At 61.2% G+C, this 14,563-nt stretch carries 15 protein-coding genes; 10 read left to right on the forward strand and 5 right to left on the reverse strand.

All coding sequences use genetic code 11. The features are described 5' to 3' along the window. The first annotated feature begins 59 nt into the window (after positions 1-59). From B0G74_RS01705 to nadC, 3 genes are all read left to right on the forward strand, one after another. Entirely contained in the window at positions 60-1,256 is a 1,197-nt protein-coding gene (locus B0G74_RS01705; RefSeq protein ID WP_132373390.1) for a fatty acid desaturase, read from the forward strand. 130 nt (positions 1,257-1,386) lie between these two features. After that, a complete protein-coding gene (gene nadA, locus B0G74_RS01710; RefSeq protein WP_132373391.1) occupies positions 1,387-2,526 on the forward strand; it encodes a quinolinate synthase NadA in 1,140 nt (379 codons plus the stop codon). Next, the gene (gene nadC, locus B0G74_RS01715) at positions 2,526-3,425 is read left to right on the forward strand and encodes a carboxylating nicotinate-nucleotide diphosphorylase (RefSeq protein WP_132373392.1); all 900 of its coding nucleotides are present in this window, start codon (positions 2,526-2,528) and stop codon (positions 3,423-3,425) included. Before nadA ends, nadC begins: the two co-directional genes overlap by 1 nt. Before the next feature lie 91 nt (positions 3,426-3,516). Here the strand turns inward: nadC and nadB are convergent, their stop codons facing one another. From nadB to radC, 4 genes are all read right to left on the reverse strand, one after another. Beyond that, positions 3,517-5,115 carry an L-aspartate oxidase gene (nadB, locus tag B0G74_RS01720; RefSeq protein WP_132373393.1) on the reverse strand — a complete coding sequence of 533 codons (1,599 nt, stop codon included), beginning with the start codon at positions 5,113-5,115 and terminating at the stop codon, positions 3,517-3,519. A 248-nt stretch (positions 5,116-5,363) separates the two neighbouring features. Beyond that, a complete protein-coding gene (rpmG, locus tag B0G74_RS01725; RefSeq protein WP_007180630.1) occupies positions 5,364-5,531 on the reverse strand; it encodes a 50S ribosomal protein L33 in 168 nt (55 codons plus the stop codon). Positions 5,532-5,541: 10 nt separating this feature from the next. Continuing rightward, positions 5,542-5,775, reverse strand: a complete 234-nt coding sequence (rpmB, locus tag B0G74_RS01730) for a 50S ribosomal protein L28 (RefSeq protein WP_007180631.1) — start codon at positions 5,773-5,775, stop codon at positions 5,542-5,544. A gap of 229 nt (positions 5,776-6,004) precedes the next feature. Next, the gene (gene radC / locus B0G74_RS01735; protein WP_132376815.1) at positions 6,005-6,784 is read right to left on the reverse strand and encodes a DNA repair protein RadC; all 780 of its coding nucleotides are present in this window, start codon (positions 6,782-6,784) and stop codon (positions 6,005-6,007) included. Positions 6,785-6,951: 167 nt separating this feature from the next. Here radC and B0G74_RS01740 point away from each other — a divergent pair, with 167 nt between their 5' ends. From B0G74_RS01740 to B0G74_RS01770, 7 genes are all read left to right on the forward strand, one after another. After that, complete coding sequence (locus B0G74_RS01740) at positions 6,952-7,407, forward strand: peptidylprolyl isomerase (protein ID WP_075302429.1); 456 nt, start codon at positions 6,952-6,954, stop codon at positions 7,405-7,407. A gap of 2 nt (positions 7,408-7,409) precedes the next feature. Continuing rightward, complete coding sequence (ispH, locus tag B0G74_RS01745) at positions 7,410-8,369, forward strand: 4-hydroxy-3-methylbut-2-enyl diphosphate reductase (RefSeq protein WP_132373394.1); 960 nt, start codon at positions 7,410-7,412, stop codon at positions 8,367-8,369. A 543-nt stretch (positions 8,370-8,912) separates the two neighbouring features. Further along, on the forward strand, positions 8,913-10,112 hold the full coding sequence (locus B0G74_RS01750) for a branched-chain amino acid ABC transporter substrate-binding protein (protein ID WP_132373395.1): 1,200 nt from the start codon (positions 8,913-8,915) through the stop codon (positions 10,110-10,112). Positions 10,113-10,342: 230 nt separating this feature from the next. After that, positions 10,343-11,293: a branched-chain amino acid ABC transporter permease gene (locus B0G74_RS01755; protein WP_012434109.1), complete on the forward strand. Its 951-nt coding sequence runs from the start codon at positions 10,343-10,345 to the stop codon at positions 11,291-11,293. Positions 11,294-11,311: 18 nt separating this feature from the next. Further along, positions 11,312-12,481, forward strand: coding sequence for an ABC transporter ATP-binding protein (locus B0G74_RS01760; protein ID WP_132373396.1), 1,170 nt, complete (start codon positions 11,312-11,314; stop codon positions 12,479-12,481). Positions 12,482-12,499: 18 nt separating this feature from the next. Next, on the forward strand, positions 12,500-13,273 hold the full coding sequence (locus B0G74_RS01765; protein ID WP_132373397.1) for an ABC transporter ATP-binding protein: 774 nt from the start codon (positions 12,500-12,502) through the stop codon (positions 13,271-13,273). Next, entirely contained in the window at positions 13,273-13,989 is a 717-nt protein-coding gene (locus B0G74_RS01770) for an ABC transporter ATP-binding protein (RefSeq protein ID WP_116139411.1), read from the forward strand. Before B0G74_RS01765 ends, B0G74_RS01770 begins: the two co-directional genes overlap by 1 nt. Before the next feature lie 87 nt (positions 13,990-14,076). Here the strand turns inward: B0G74_RS01770 and B0G74_RS01775 are convergent, their stop codons facing one another. Further along, on the reverse strand, positions 14,077-14,547 hold the full coding sequence (locus B0G74_RS01775; RefSeq protein ID WP_132373398.1) for a GNAT family acetyltransferase: 471 nt from the start codon (positions 14,545-14,547) through the stop codon (positions 14,077-14,079). Positions 14,548-14,563 lie beyond the last annotated feature (16 nt).

Consider the following 14,563-nt stretch of genomic DNA (forward strand, 5'->3'; position numbering starts at 1 on the left):
TTTCTTGACATGCGCATTTTGCGTGTGTCTGGTGTCTCTCGTTCCACAGGTAAATTGCCTTGTTGAATTCTTTGCTCGATTTCCTTGCCCACGGTCTGTTGCACTTCTCGTGGTGGCAACTTGTGCTGTACACGGCGATCGCGACGCACATCACGATCATCGGCGTGACGGTCTATCTGCATCGCTGCCAGGCGCACCGCGCGCTGGAGCTGCATCCGATCGTCAGTCATTTTTTCCGCTTCTGGCTGTGGATGACCACGGGCATGTTGACCGGCCAGTGGGCCGCGATTCACCGTAAGCACCACGCCAAGTGCGAGACTGAAGAAGATCCGCACAGCCCGCAAACGCGCGGCATCTGGAAGGTGCTGCTCGAAGGCGCGGAACTCTATCGCGTCGAAGCGAAAAACGAAGAAACGATGCGCAAGTTCAGTCACGGCACGCCGAACGACTGGATGGAACGCAACGTCTACACCAAGTACCCGATCCTCGGCGTGAGCCTGATGATGGTGCTGAACGTCGCGTTGTTCGGCGTCGTAGGTCTGACGATCTGGGCTGTGCAGATGGTGTGGATCCCGTTCTGGGCCGCCGGCGTGGTCAACGGCCTCGCGCACTTCTGGGGCTACCGCAACTTCAACTCGTCGGATGCCAGCACCAACATCTTCCCGTGGGGCATCATCATCGGCGGCGAAGAGTTGCACAACAATCACCACACGTATGCGACGTCGGCCAAGCTGTCGAACAAGTGGTACGAGTTCGACATCGGCTGGATGTACATCCGCATCATGTCGGCATTCCGTCTGGCCAAGGTGAAGAAGGTGGCGCCCACGCCGCGTCTGACCACTGGCAAGATGGTGCTCGATCAGGACACGCTGCAAGCCGTGCTGGCCAACCGCTACGAAGTGATGGCACGTTACGGCAAGGCGCTCAAGCGCGCCTATCGTCAGGAACTGGCGCATTTGAAGGAAGTCGGCGCGCGTGAGAAGTATCAGGTCATGCGCGGCGCGCGTAGCTGGTTCCACAAGGAAGAAGCGGGTCTCGACGAGCCGCAGAAACGCCAGCTGCCGCAAATCTTCGCGAACAGCCAGAAGCTCAAGACCTATATCGACATGCGCAATGAGCTCGCCGCCATGTGGGAGCGCTCCAATGCATCGCGCGACCAGTTGCTGATCCAGTTGCAGGACTGGTGTCATCGCGCTGAGCAGAGCGGTATTAAAGCGCTGCAAGAGTTTGCGATGCGACTGCGTCGTTATGCCTGATAGCGAAATCCATTAAAATCTCAGTACGTCACAAAACCCCGCGTTGGCGGGGTTTTGCTTTTTGGGCCGCGGAAACTGCAATGACACGCGATTGACAGTCCGCGGCGGCAGAGCGAAGGCAGAGGAGATCATGGATCAGCAGGCGATCAGGGCCGTGGAATACGACCGGCCGCAGGCGCAGGGTACAACCTGCGGGATCGGGCAGGCATGGGCGAAGGTGCCCGACGTGCCGTCGGCGGAAGAGAAGGTAGCGCTGAAGGCACGTATCCGCGCATTGCTCGAGCGCGAGAAAGCGGTGCTCGTCGCGCACTATTATGTCGATGCGGAATTGCAGGAGCTGGCCGACGAGACCGGCGGCTGCGTGGCCGACTCGCTGGAGATGGCGCGCTTCGGGCGCGATCACGCGGCGCAGACGCTGGTTGTCGCGGGTGTGCGCTTCATGGGCGAGACCGCGAAAATCCTAAGTCCGGACAAGCGCATTCTGATGCCGGATCTCGACGCGACCTGTTCGCTTGATCTCGGCTGTCCGGTCGATGAATTCTCGGCTTTCTGCGACGCGCATCCGGATCGCACGGTGGTCGTGTATGCGAACACGAGCGCGGCGGTGAAGGCGCGCGCGGACTGGATGGTGACGTCGTCGATAGGCTTGGAGATCGTTGCCGATCTGCATGCGCGCGGCGAAAAGATCATCTGGGCGCCGGACCGGCACCTCGGCAGCTATATCCAGAACAAGACCGGCGCGGACATGCTGCTGTGGCAGGGTTCATGTCTGGTGCACGACGAATTCAAAGGTATCGAACTCGATCTGCTGCGTGCCGAATATCCGGGCGCGAAAGTGTTGGTGCATCCGGAGTCGCCGGCCAACGTGGTCGCGCAAGCGGACGTGGTCGGATCGACCACGCAATTGATCGACGCGGCGCAAAAACTCGACGCGACGCATTTCATCGTGGCGACCGATCTCGGCATTTTGCACAAGATGCAACTCGCCGCACCCGGCAAGACCTTGATTGCCGCGCCGACGGCCGGCAACAGCGCGACTTGCAAGAGTTGCGCGCATTGTCCGTGGATGGCGATGAACGGCCTCGCGAATCTCGCCGTTGTGCTCGAGCGCGGCCACAACGAAATTTTCGTCGATCGCGCGATCGGCGAGCGGGCGCGTCTGCCGATCGACCGGATGCTGGACTTCGCGGCGCGCCACAAGAAGCGGGTGCAAGCGAGTGGCGATCTCGCGCGCGACACGCAACTGTATTCGAATGTGGGGGCGGCTTGATGGGCGCGGTAGAAAGCAACAAGCTCGAAGCGGTGTCGCCGCTATTCGCTGAAATTCACGCGCAATACGGCGAGGCATTCGACGCCGCCTTGGCGCGCAATGTGACCGATGCACTGGCCGAAGACGTCGGCGCGGGCGACCAGACAGGCCGCCTCGTTCCCGCGGACGACGTGCGCGACGCACGCATCATCGTGCGCGAAGATGCCGTGCTGTGCGGCGTGCCGTGGTTTGAAGCAGTGATGCGCCAGGTCGATCCGCGTATCGAAGTCCAGTGGCGCTATCGCGAAGGCGAGCTAATGACGGCCGACACAACGGTTTGCGAAATGCGCGGGCCCGTTCGCGCATTGTTGACCGCGGAACGCAACGCGCTGAACTTCCTGCAACTGCTGTCGGGCGTGGCGAGTGCGACGCGCCGTTATGTCGATGCGGTCGCACATACTCGCACGCGCATTCTCGACACGCGCAAGACCTTGCCGGGCCTGCGGCTCGCGCAGAAGTACGCGGTGCGCGTCGGCGGTGGGGCGAATCAACGGCTCGCGCTGTACGACGGCATCCTCATCAAGGAAAACCACATTGCCGCGGCCGGCGGGGTGGACGCGGCGATGGACGCGGCATTGGCGCTGAATGCAGGCGTCTCGATCCAGATTGAAGTCGAGACGCTCGAACAGTTGGAGACCGCGCTGGCGCACCGCGCGCAATCCATTCTGCTGGACAATTTCTCGTTCGATGCCATGCGCGAAGCGGTGCGCATCACAGCGGGGCGCGCGGTGCTGGAGGTATCGGGCGGCGTGAACTTCGATACGGTGCGTACGATCGCGGAAACCGGTGTCGATCGCGTGTCGATCGGCGCGCTGACCAAGGACGTGCGCGCAACGGACTACTCGATGCGGATCGTCTGACGCTCAGGCTCGCAATCACTTGCGTTCAATCGGAGAAAAGGCCGTCGCCGGTTCATTTCGGCGATGGCCTTTTCGTTTCAGTTCGTCTCGATCACACGTTGCGGTTGCGCACATGCTCCGGTGAGAGCACCGTCGGCAGCGCCTTGGGCAAGGTGGCTGGCCAGTCACGGCTGAAGTGCAGGCCGCGGCTTTCACGCCGTGAACGCGCGCCTTCGACGATCAACGACGCCACGTCCACCAGATTGCGCAATTCGAGCAGGTCGCGGCTCACCTTGAAGTTCGCGTAGTACTCGTGGATTTCGTCGCGCAGCAGGGCGAGCCGGTGCTTCGCGCGCGCGAGCCGTTTGTCGGTCCGTACGATACCGACGTAATTCCACATCAGCCGGCGCAGTTCGTCCCAGTTGTGGGCAACCACGACCTCCTCATCCGGATCGGACACGCGGCTTTCGTCCCAATCGGGCAGCGGTGCGTGGACGGCGGCGCTAAACCCTTCTTCCTCGATAGCCTGCGCCGCGGAGCGTCCGATCACGAGGCACTCGAGCAGGGAATTGCTGGCAAGCCGGTTCGCGCCGTGCAGACCCGTGCATGACGTCTCACCCACCGCATAGAGGCCGGCCAGATCCGTGCGGCCCGCCAGATCGGTTACGACGCCACCACACGTATAGTGCGCGGCCGGCACGACCGGAATCGGTTGCTTGGTGATGTCGATGCCGAATTCCTGGCAGCGCGCCAGAATCGTCGGGAAGTGTTCACGCAGGAATTCAGGCGGCTGATGGCTGATGTCGAGATACACACAATCGATGCCACGCTTCTTGATTTCGAAGTCGATCGCACGCGCGACGATGTCGCGCGGCGCGAGTTCGGCGCGTTCGTCGTGATTCGGCATGAAGCGGGTGCCGTCCGGCAGTTTGAGAATGCCACCTTCGCCGCGCACCGCCTCCGAAATCAGAAAGGACTTCGCGTACGGATGGAACAGGCAGGTCGGATGGAACTGGATGAACTCCATATTCGACACGCGGCAGCCGGCCCGCCACGCCATCGCGATGCCGTCGCCCGTCGCAGTGTCGGGATTCGTAGTGTAGAGGTAGACCTTGCCCGCGCCCCCGGTGGCGAGCACGGTGTGGGGCGCCTCGATCGTGACGGTGCGCCCGCTTTGCAGATCGAGCGCGTAAAGGCCGTGACAACGACGTCCTGGCAAGCCGAGGCGGTCGGACGTGATCAGATCGATGGCGTAGTGATCTTCGAGCAGCGTGATGTTCGGGTGACGGCGCACCCGCTCGCTGAGCGTGGCCACCACGGCATGGCCCGTTGCATCGGCAGCATGAATGATCCGGCGATGGCTATGACCGCCTTCGCGCGTCAGGTGGAAACCGAGCTCGGCGGCGTCGTCCTTGGTGAACGGCACGCCTTGCTCGATCAACCATTCGATCGCCGCACGCCCGTGTTCGACGATAAAGCGCGTTGCCGCTTCGTCGCACAGCCCGCCGCCGGCGATCAGCGTATCGCGCACGTGATTTTCGATGCTGTCCGCCGAATCCAGAACCGCGGCGATGCCGCCTTGCGCCCAGTCGCTCGCGCCTTCGGTCATCGATCGCTTGGCGACCACTGCCACCCGCCGGGTCTCCGCCAGATTGAGCGCGACGCTCAAACCAGCCAGACCGCTACCGACAATCGCCACATCGAATTCCATTGCCTACATCTCCGTCTTTTCGTTTTGCGGTGACGGCGTGCCATTCGCTCGCCGCTAAAACGAGAAAGGATACGCGCCGCGACGGATGAGGGAAAGCTGGCCGAACGACATAAGACTGTTCGCGTTGGTGAATAAACAGAAGTAGAAACTCAAAAGCAGAAACATGCGAACGCTGAAAACAAAAAAGCCTCGCACGAGTGCGAGGCTTTTTTGCATGTCTTTTGCCTTCGTCAGGCGGGAGCCAAGATTTATTTAATCTTGGTTTCCTTGTACTCAACGTGCTTACGGACGACCGGATCAAACTTCTTGATCAGCATCTTTTCCGGCATGTTGCGTTTGTTCTTGGTCGTCGTGTAGAAGTGACCCGTGCCTGCGGTCGATTCCAACTTGATCTTGTCGCGTGCGCCTTTCGCCATGATTTACTCCTTAGGCTTCACCGCGTGCGCGCAGATCTGCGAGCACAGCGTCGATACCGTTCTTGTCGATCAGGCGCAGGCCGGCGTTCGAAACGCGCAGACGCACCCAACGGTTTTCGCTTTCCACCCAAATGCGGCGGTTTTGCAGGTTCGGCAGGAACCGGCGCTTGGTTTTGTTGTTCGCGTGGGAAACGTTGTTGCCGCTCATCGGCGCTTTCCCAGTTACTTGGCATACGCGTGCCATGAGAGCACTCCTAATACGCTAATTCTGAGTTCGAACGCCGTGAAAGTTTCCCGAAAAGAGCCGCGCTGAAATTCAGGCACGTTTCCTTTCCGGAACGCCTTGGTGGCTTCGGAACAGGGGGTTGGAAATAGGCAAACCGGAATTATAGCGGAAAAAAAGCCGCAAAATCAAACCTTATTTGCGATGCCGGACACGGCGCAACGTCTGCGCGGCCCTGGTTCGTGCCGTCTCACGGCCAGCCGGCGCGGGCGAAGGAGTAGACGCTGTCCGTGCCGATCACCAGGTGATCGACCAGTTGTACGTCGATCAGTGTGAGGGCGTCGCGCAGCGTGCGCGTCAGACGGCTGTCGCTCGCGCTCGGCTGGACGGCGCCGGAAGGGTGATTATGCGCGACGATCAGGCTGGCTGCATTCAGGCTCAGCGCGCGCCGCACGATCTCGCGCGGATACACGGCCATGCGCGTGAGCGTGCCCTGTGCGCTTTCTTCGCAGCGGATCAGCCGATGCCGGGCGTCGAGGAAAAGCGACACGAAAACTTCCTGCGGACGGCCGCCGATCCGCAGGCGCAGGTAGTTTTCCACGGCTTCGGGTGAATTCATCAGCGAGCGCGAGCGCATTTTTTCGACCAGCGAGCGCCGCGCCATTTCCATGATGGCCAGCAGCTGCGCCTTTTTCGCCGGGCCGATGCCGCGCAGGCCGTCGAAATCCGTGTAGGTCGCGTCGAGCATCGCGCGCAGCGAGCCGAAACGGTCGAGCAACGCGCGCGCGACACTGAAGACGTCGTGGCCGGGCAGGCCGGAGCCGAGTATCAGCACGATCATCTCGGTATCCGAAAGCACGCCCGGCCCCTGTTCGAGCAGCCGCTCGCGCGGCATGTCGTTTTTTAGCCATTTACCCCGCAGGAGCGGCGGGGACGCGGGCTCGCCGCAAGCCGCTACATTGGGCGCCGACGGCTCGGGGGCGGCCGTTTCAGGGGGTGCCTCGTCAAATAGGGTGGCGTGATCTGCCATATATAGAGTGTCCTCCGCTTCGGGTTGGGGGCGCCACGGACGCAAGCCGCCGCCCGCTATGTGGCTTACAATAGACGCTTTGCGCACGGCACCCCGACGGTTTGCCACACGCGTCGACTGCGCCAGCGGCGCACGCGTGCAGCGCGCTTCGACTGAGCGAGCATTGCATGAGCATCATCGACATTTCCGAAGTGAAACCCGGTTCACACGTGACGCTTCACTACCGGCTTTCCCTTGCCGATGGCGCCGAAGTCATCAATACGTTTAACGACAAACCCGCCACGCTGCTGCTCGGCGCCGGCCAATTGGCGCCGCCGCTGGAAGATATTTTGCTAGGTTTGAAGGTGGGCCACCATTCGACCTTTCAGCTAGCGCCAGGGCAGGCGTTCGGTCCCCGCAATCCGGAATTGATCCAGCGCGTGTCGCTGGCCACGCTGCGGGAAAACAGCATGATCGGCGAGGATTTTTCGCCGGGCGACCTGGTCGAATTCAACGCGCCAGGTGGCGGCCGCTACGCCGGCGTCCTGAAAGAAGTCGGCGAAACGTCGGCCCTGTTCGATTTCAACCACCCGCTTGCCGGCCAGGCGCTGGCGTTTGAAGTCAAAATCATCGGGATTCTGTAAACATGAGCATCACGGATACGACTCTTGCTGAAACCGAGATCCTGCTGGCGCAGCCGCGCGGGTTCTGCGCCGGCGTCGACCGGGCGATCGAGATCGTCGAGCGGGCTATCAAGCTGCACGGCTCGCCGATCTACGTGCGTCACGAAATCGTCCATAACGCCTACGTTGTCGAGGATCTGCGCAAGAAGGGCGCGATCTTCATCGAGCGGCTGGAAGAAGTGCCGCCCGGCAATACGGTGATTTTCAGCGCGCACGGTGTGTCCAAGGCCGTGCGTTCGGAAGCCGAGTCGCGCGGGCTGCGCGTGTACGACGCCACCTGTCCGCTCGTGACCAAGGTGCATATCGAAGTCGCGAAGATGCGCCAGGACGGCTTCGACATAGTCATGATCGGCCACAAAGGCCATCCTGAAGTCGAAGGCACGATGGGCCAGGCGGGTGAGGGCATGCATCTGGTGGAGGACATCGAAGACGTGCAGGCCTTGCAACTGGCCGACCCCGAGCGGATCGCCTTCGTTACGCAAACCACGCTGTCGGTCGACGACGCCGCCGAGATCATCGGCGCCCTGAAGGCCAAATACCCGTCCATCCGCGAGCCGAAGAAGCAGGACATCTGCTACGCGACGCAAAACCGCCAGGACGCGGTGAAGTTCATGGCGCCGCAGTGCGACGTCGTGATCGTGGTCGGCAGCCCGAATAGTTCGAACTCCAACCGGCTGCGCGAGTTGGCCGAAAAGCTCGGCGTGCCAGCTTATATGGTGGACTCGCCCGACCAGATCGATCCGGTCTGGGTCGAGGGCAAACGCCGCATCGGCGTGACGGCCGGCGCCTCGGCGCCGGAGGTGCTGGCGCAGGCGGTGATCGCCCGGCTGCGTGAGCTTGGCGTGCGCAACGTGCGCGCGCTGGACGGCATCGAGGAAAACATCGCGTTTCCGTTGCCGCGCGGGCTGGGTTTGCCGGCCTGACGATCAATCGCCGACTGGTGAAAGAAAAGCGCGCCCGAGGGCGCGCTTTTTTTATCTTCAAACTTCCGCAAGCTCGCACTAAATAAAGTGCCAGATCAGAAAAAAGTGCTGAATTTGGTGTCCTCTCGCACAAATTTCTTTGAAATGTGATCCGGTTTTTTATAGATTTATAAGTGATGCGTCCCCGTTTTATAAGACCTAAACGGGCTGCGCGGTTTTTTGACGCACTAAGATAGTGCGTGCGTCTCGATATTGCCGGAAACGTAATACTTAACGCGAAGCGCGGTGCAATCAGGCGTCAGGGGACTACGCCGCAACACTTGATGCCATTGGGTGCAGCGCTGGTGCAACTGATGCACGAAAAATAATCGCAACCGGGTTGCGCCTATTAGCGGATTTCGCTCTCAAAATAAGGTTGCAATGCAGGAAAACCCTGCCGGTTCAACAATATTGCCCGTCGCAAAATTGGAGTTACAATGCGCGCGTTCTCAAGGCCTTAGGGCCCCGAACAATAGTTTTTGGAAGGCGCAGGAGACCTACTTAATGCGAGTCAAATTTGCTTACGCCGTGTCCATCGCGGCCGCGGTTGCGATGTTGACCGCGTGCGGCAAGAAACAGGATGGCGAGGCGGGAGCGGGGGCGTCGGCGGCTACGGTCGCGGCGGCACCGGCGAGCGAAGCGACTATCGTCAAGATCGGTCATGCGGCCCCATTGACGGGCCCCATTGCTCACCTCGGTAAAGACAATGAAAACGGCGCGCGTTTGGCGGTTGATGAAATCAACACACAGGGTTTGACCATCGACGGCCACAAAATCCAGTTGGAGCTCGACGCACAAGACGACGCCGCGGACCCGAAAACGGGAACGGCGGTCGCTGAAAAATTCGTCGACGATCACGTCGTCGCCGTGGTCGGCCACTTGAATTCGGGTGTCTCGATTCCTGCGTCGAAGATCTATAGCGATGCCGGCATCGTGCAAATCTCGCCGTCGTCGACGAACCCGGGTTACACGCAACAAGGTTTCAAGACGACTTATCGTGTGGTCGCGACCGATGCCCAGCAAGGGCCGGCGCTTGCCAACTACGCAACGAAGGTGCTTAACGCGAAACGCATCGCGATCGTCGACGACTCGAGCGTCTACGGCAAGGGATTGGCCGACGAGTTTGCGAAAGCAGCCCAGGCGAGCGGGGCAAAGATCGTCTCGCGTGAATCCACGAATGACAGGGCTACGGAGTTTCAGGCCGTCCTTAAAAAGATCAAGCGTGTTCAGCCGGACGTGATCATGTTCGGCGGCATGGACGCGACGGGCGGGCCGTTCACCAAACAGGCGGCGGCGCTCGGTATCAGGGCAAAAATCCTTGGCGGCGACGGTGTGTGTACCGACAAGGTGGGTGAGCTGGCGGGAACCGCCGTGCAAAACCTGGTCTGTTCGGAGGCAGGACTTGCGCTTTCGAAAATGGACAAGGGAGCGGACTTCGAGAAGAAGTACGTGGACCGCTTCCACACACCGGTGCAGATTTACGCACCGTTCACGTATGACGCTGTGTACGTGATTGTCGATGCAATGAAGCGCGCTAATTCGATCGAGGCGCCCAAGGTGCTGGCTGCGATGCCGTCGACTGATTACAACGGGGTAATCGGTCACATCGCGTTCGACGACAAGGGTGATTTGAAAGAGGGCGCCATTACGCTTTACGACTTCAAGGACGGCAAAAAAGCAGTTCTCGACGTCGTGAAGATGTGATGACGGGACGTTCAGCCTGACGGCACCGAAACCACCCAACGGTGCCGTTTTTGCATCCGCCCAAGGCAAGCCCGCGACTGTCATCCAGTCGCCAAGGCGAACCGGCAGCGGATAACCCTTACCGGTCTTTTACATCAGTACCCGCAGTGCCGTTGAGATTGGCGTACCGCATCACCGCCCACCGGCTGATGAAGAACGCGAATCCAGTCGCACGGGCTAAGGAGCATTAAATGGATATTTTCATCCAGCAGGTCCTCAACGGGCTGGTGCTTGGCAGCGTTTACGCCATCATCGCACTGGGCTATACGATGGTTTACGGCATCTTGGGCATCATCAACTTCGCTCACGGCGATGTGTTGATGGTGGGCGCGATGGTTGCGCTCTCAGCCATAGGCGTGCTTCAGAACCACTTCCCTGGCCTCGGCAATGTGCCGACGCTCATCATCGCGCTGATCATCGCGGCCATTGTGTGCGCGGCAGTCGGCTACACGATCGAGCGCGTGGCCTACCGGCCGTTGCGTAAAGCGCCGCGTCTCGCACCGCTGATCACCGCGATCGGCGTGTCGATCCTGCTGCAGACGCTGGCCATGATGATCTGGTCGCGCAACCCGCTGCCGTTCCCGCAGCTGTTGCCCACCGACCCGCTCAACGTGATCAAGGCCACCGACACGACGCCTGGCGCCGTGATCTCGATGACTGAAATCGTGATCATCGTGGTGGCGTTCCTCGTGATGGGCGGCTTGCTGCTGCTGGTGCACAAGACCAAGCTCGGTCGCGCCATGCGAGCCATCGCCGAGAACCCGGGCAATGCCTCGCTGATGGGCGTGAACCCGAACTTCGTGATCTCGGCCACCTTCATGATCGGCTCGGCGCTCGCCGCTCTGGCCGGCGTGATGATCGCGTCGGAATACGGCAACGCACACTTCTATATGGGCTTCATCCCCGGCCTGAAGGCCTTTACCGCGGCGGTGCTGGGCGGTATCGGCAATCTCGGCGGCGCGATGGTGGGTGGCGTGATTCTCGGCCTGATCGAACAGTTGGGCGCCGGCTATATCGGCAACCTCACCGGCGGTGTGTTCGGTAGTAACTATCAGGACGTGTTCGCCTTCATCGTGCTGATCATCGTGCTGGTGTTCCGTCCGTCGGGCCTGCTTGGCGAACGTGTTGCGGATCGCGCCTGATCCCGGGAGAAAACAGACATGACCTCAATTCAACCGATCGAGCCGTCCACGACGCTCATCCCTGAAAAGAACCTGACGAAGACGCTGACCGTCGGCATCATCACCGCCATCTTCGTGATCGCGGCGCCGATGATCATCGGCTCGGCCGGCGGCAACTACTGGGTCCGCGTGCTCGACTTCGCGATGCTGTACGTGATGCTCGCGCTCGGCCTCAATGTGGTGGTTGGCTTCGCCGGCCTGCTGGATTTGGGCTACATCGCGTTCTACGCGGTCGGCGCCTACACGGCCGCGCTGCTGAGCTCGCCGCACCTGGTGTCGCAATTCGAGTGGATCGCGCATCTCGCGCCGAATGGCCTGCACGTGCCGTTTCTCATCATCGTGCCCTGCGCGATGGCTGTCGCCGCGTTCTTCGGCGTGATTCTCGGTGCGCCGACGCTGCGTCTGCGCGGCGACTACCTCGCCATCGTGACGTTGGGCTTCGGGGAAATCGTGCGGATCTTCCTGAACAACCTCGACCGTCCGGTGAACATCACCAACGGCCCGAAGGGGATCACGGGGATCGACCCGGTGCACGTGGGCGATTTCAGCCTCGCGCAAACGCACTCGCTGTTCGGCTTCCAGTTCCCGTCGGTGTACTCGTACTACTACCTGTTCGTGCTGGCCGCGCTGCTGGTGATCTGGGTGTGTACGCGTTTGCAGCACTCGCGTATCGGCCGTGCCTGGGCCGCGATCCGGGAAGACGAAATCGCCGCCAAGGCGATGGGCATCAACACCCGTAACGTGAAGCTGCTGGCGTTCGCGATGGGTGCGTCGTTCGGCGGCCTGTCGGGCGCGATGTTCGGCTCGTTTCAGGGCTTCGTGTCGCCGGAATCGTTCACGCTGCCGGAGTCGATCGTCGTGCTGGCGTGCGTGGTGCTGGGCGGCATGGGCCACATTCCGGGCGTGATTCTCGGCGCGGTGCTGCTCGCGGTGCTGCCGGAATTCCTGCGCTCGACGATGGGTCCGCTGCAGAACATGATCTTCGGCCATGAAATCGTCGATACGGAAGTGATCCGTCAGCTGGTCTACGCACTCGCGATGGTGCTGATCATGCTGTACCGCTCGGAAGGCTTGTGGCCGTCGCCCAAGCACGAAGACAAGATCGCGAAACTGTCGAAGCGTAGCGGCAAGAAGCCGATACGGGCTTAACGGACCGGAGAGAAAAACATGAGCGACAACATTCGACTGTCCGTGAAAGGCGTCAACAAGCGCTTCGGCGGTTTGCAGGCATTGTCCGACGTCGGACTGGAGATCAAGGAAGGCACGATCTACGGTCTGATCGGCCCGAACGGCGCCGGCAAGACGACGTTCTTCAACGTGATCACGGGGTTGTACACGCCGGATTCGGGCGACTTCAAGCTCGACGGCGTGAACTATACGCCGACCGCGGTGTATCAGGTGGCGAAGGCCGGCATCGCGCGCACGTTCCAGAACATCCGTCTGTTCGGCGGCATGACCGCGCTGGAAAACGTGATGGTTGGACGTCACGTGCGCACCAAGCACGGCCTGATCGGCGCGGTGTTCCAGACGCCGGCCGAGCGCAAGGAAGAGCGCGAGATCAAGGAACGCGCGATCGAACTGCTGGAGTACGTCGGCATTGCGCAGTACGCGGACTACACGTCGCGCAACCTGTCGTACGGCCACCAGCGCCGGCTGGAAATTGCCCGCGCACTGGCGACCGATCCGAAGCTGCTCGCGCTGGACGAACCGGCCGCCGGCATGAACGCGACGGAGAAGGTCGAGCTGACCAAGCTGCTCGACAAGATCCGCGCGGACGGCAAGACGATCCTGCTGATCGAACACGACGTGAAACTCGTGATGGGTCTGTGCAACCAGATGACGGTGCTCGACTACGGCAAGGTGATCGCGCAGGGTCTGCCGCACGACGTGCAGAAGGATCCGAAGGTGATCGAAGCTTATCTGGGTGCGGGGGTCCACTAATGGCAACGGCAATGTTGAAAATCAAGGGCCTGCAGGTCAATTACGGCGGCATCCAGGCAGTCAAGGGGATCGACCTCGAGGTCGCGCAGGGCGAGCTGGTCACGCTGATCGGCGCGAACGGCGCGGGCAAGACCACGACGATGAAGGCGATCACGGGTCTGAAGCCGTACACGATCGGCGACATCGAGTACATGGGCGAGTCGATCAAGGGCGTGCCGCCGCATCTGCTGCTCAAGCGGGGTCTCGCGATGGTGCCGGAAGGCCGCGGTATTTTCGCGCGCATGTCGATCGTCGAGAACATGCAGATGGGTGCTTATCTGCGTACGGACACGGACGGCATCAAGGCGGACGTCGATCGCATGTTCGGCTTCTTCCCGCGTCTGAAGGAACGCGCGGCGCAATACGCGGGCACGCTTTCGGGCGGCGAGCAGCAGATGCTGGCGATGGCGCGCGCGATCATCTCGCGTCCCAAGCTGTTGCTGCTGGATGAGCCGTCGATGGGCCTGTCGCCGATCATGGTCGAGAAGATCTTCGAAGTGGTGCGGGCGATCTCGGCGGAAGGCATGACCGTGCTGCTGGTCGAGCAGAACGCGCGTCTGGCGTTGCAGGCGGCGAATCGCGGCTACGTGATGGACTCGGGACTGGTCACGATGTCGGGTGACGCGAAGCAGATGCTGGATGATCCGAAGGTGCGGGCGGCTTATCTGGGTGAATAAGCCCCGTTAGTTTGCTCTGCCTATGAAAAAAGGCCGCATGCGTGAACTACGCATGCGGCCTTTCTCTATTCTGCGGGGCTTTATACTTTATACGGCAGGCACCGCGTCCGCGAATTCACCCAGGCGCTTGCCGAGACTGACCACCGCATCGGCGCGATAACCGAGCGCCTCGTAAAACGCGCGCACATCGGCCTTCGCGGACAACACCTGCAGATTCAGCTTCGGGCAGCCACGCTCCGTCAGCGCGTTTTCGACATGCGCGACGAGGCGCGTGCCGATCCCATGACGACGCAGCGACTCATCCACCGCGAGCGAATACAGCCAGCCGCGGTGACCGTCGTAGCCGCCCATCACCGTGCCGACGATTCGCTCGCCGAGCACCGCGACAAAGAACAGTTCCGGTTGCGTCGCCAGCTTGTTGGCGATCGACAAATGCGGATTGCGCTGCGGCCTCGTGACGTCCCGATACTCCGGGAAGGCCTCCTGCCACAGTGCGACCACGGCATCGGTGTCGCTCGCTTCGAAGCGGCGGATCGATAACGATGCGCTCGATGTCATACGCGCGGTCCCGTTC

The sequence above is a fragment of the Paraburkholderia sp. BL9I2N2 genome, assembly GCF_004339745.1.
Lineage (GTDB): Bacteria > Pseudomonadota > Gammaproteobacteria > Burkholderiales > Burkholderiaceae > Paraburkholderia.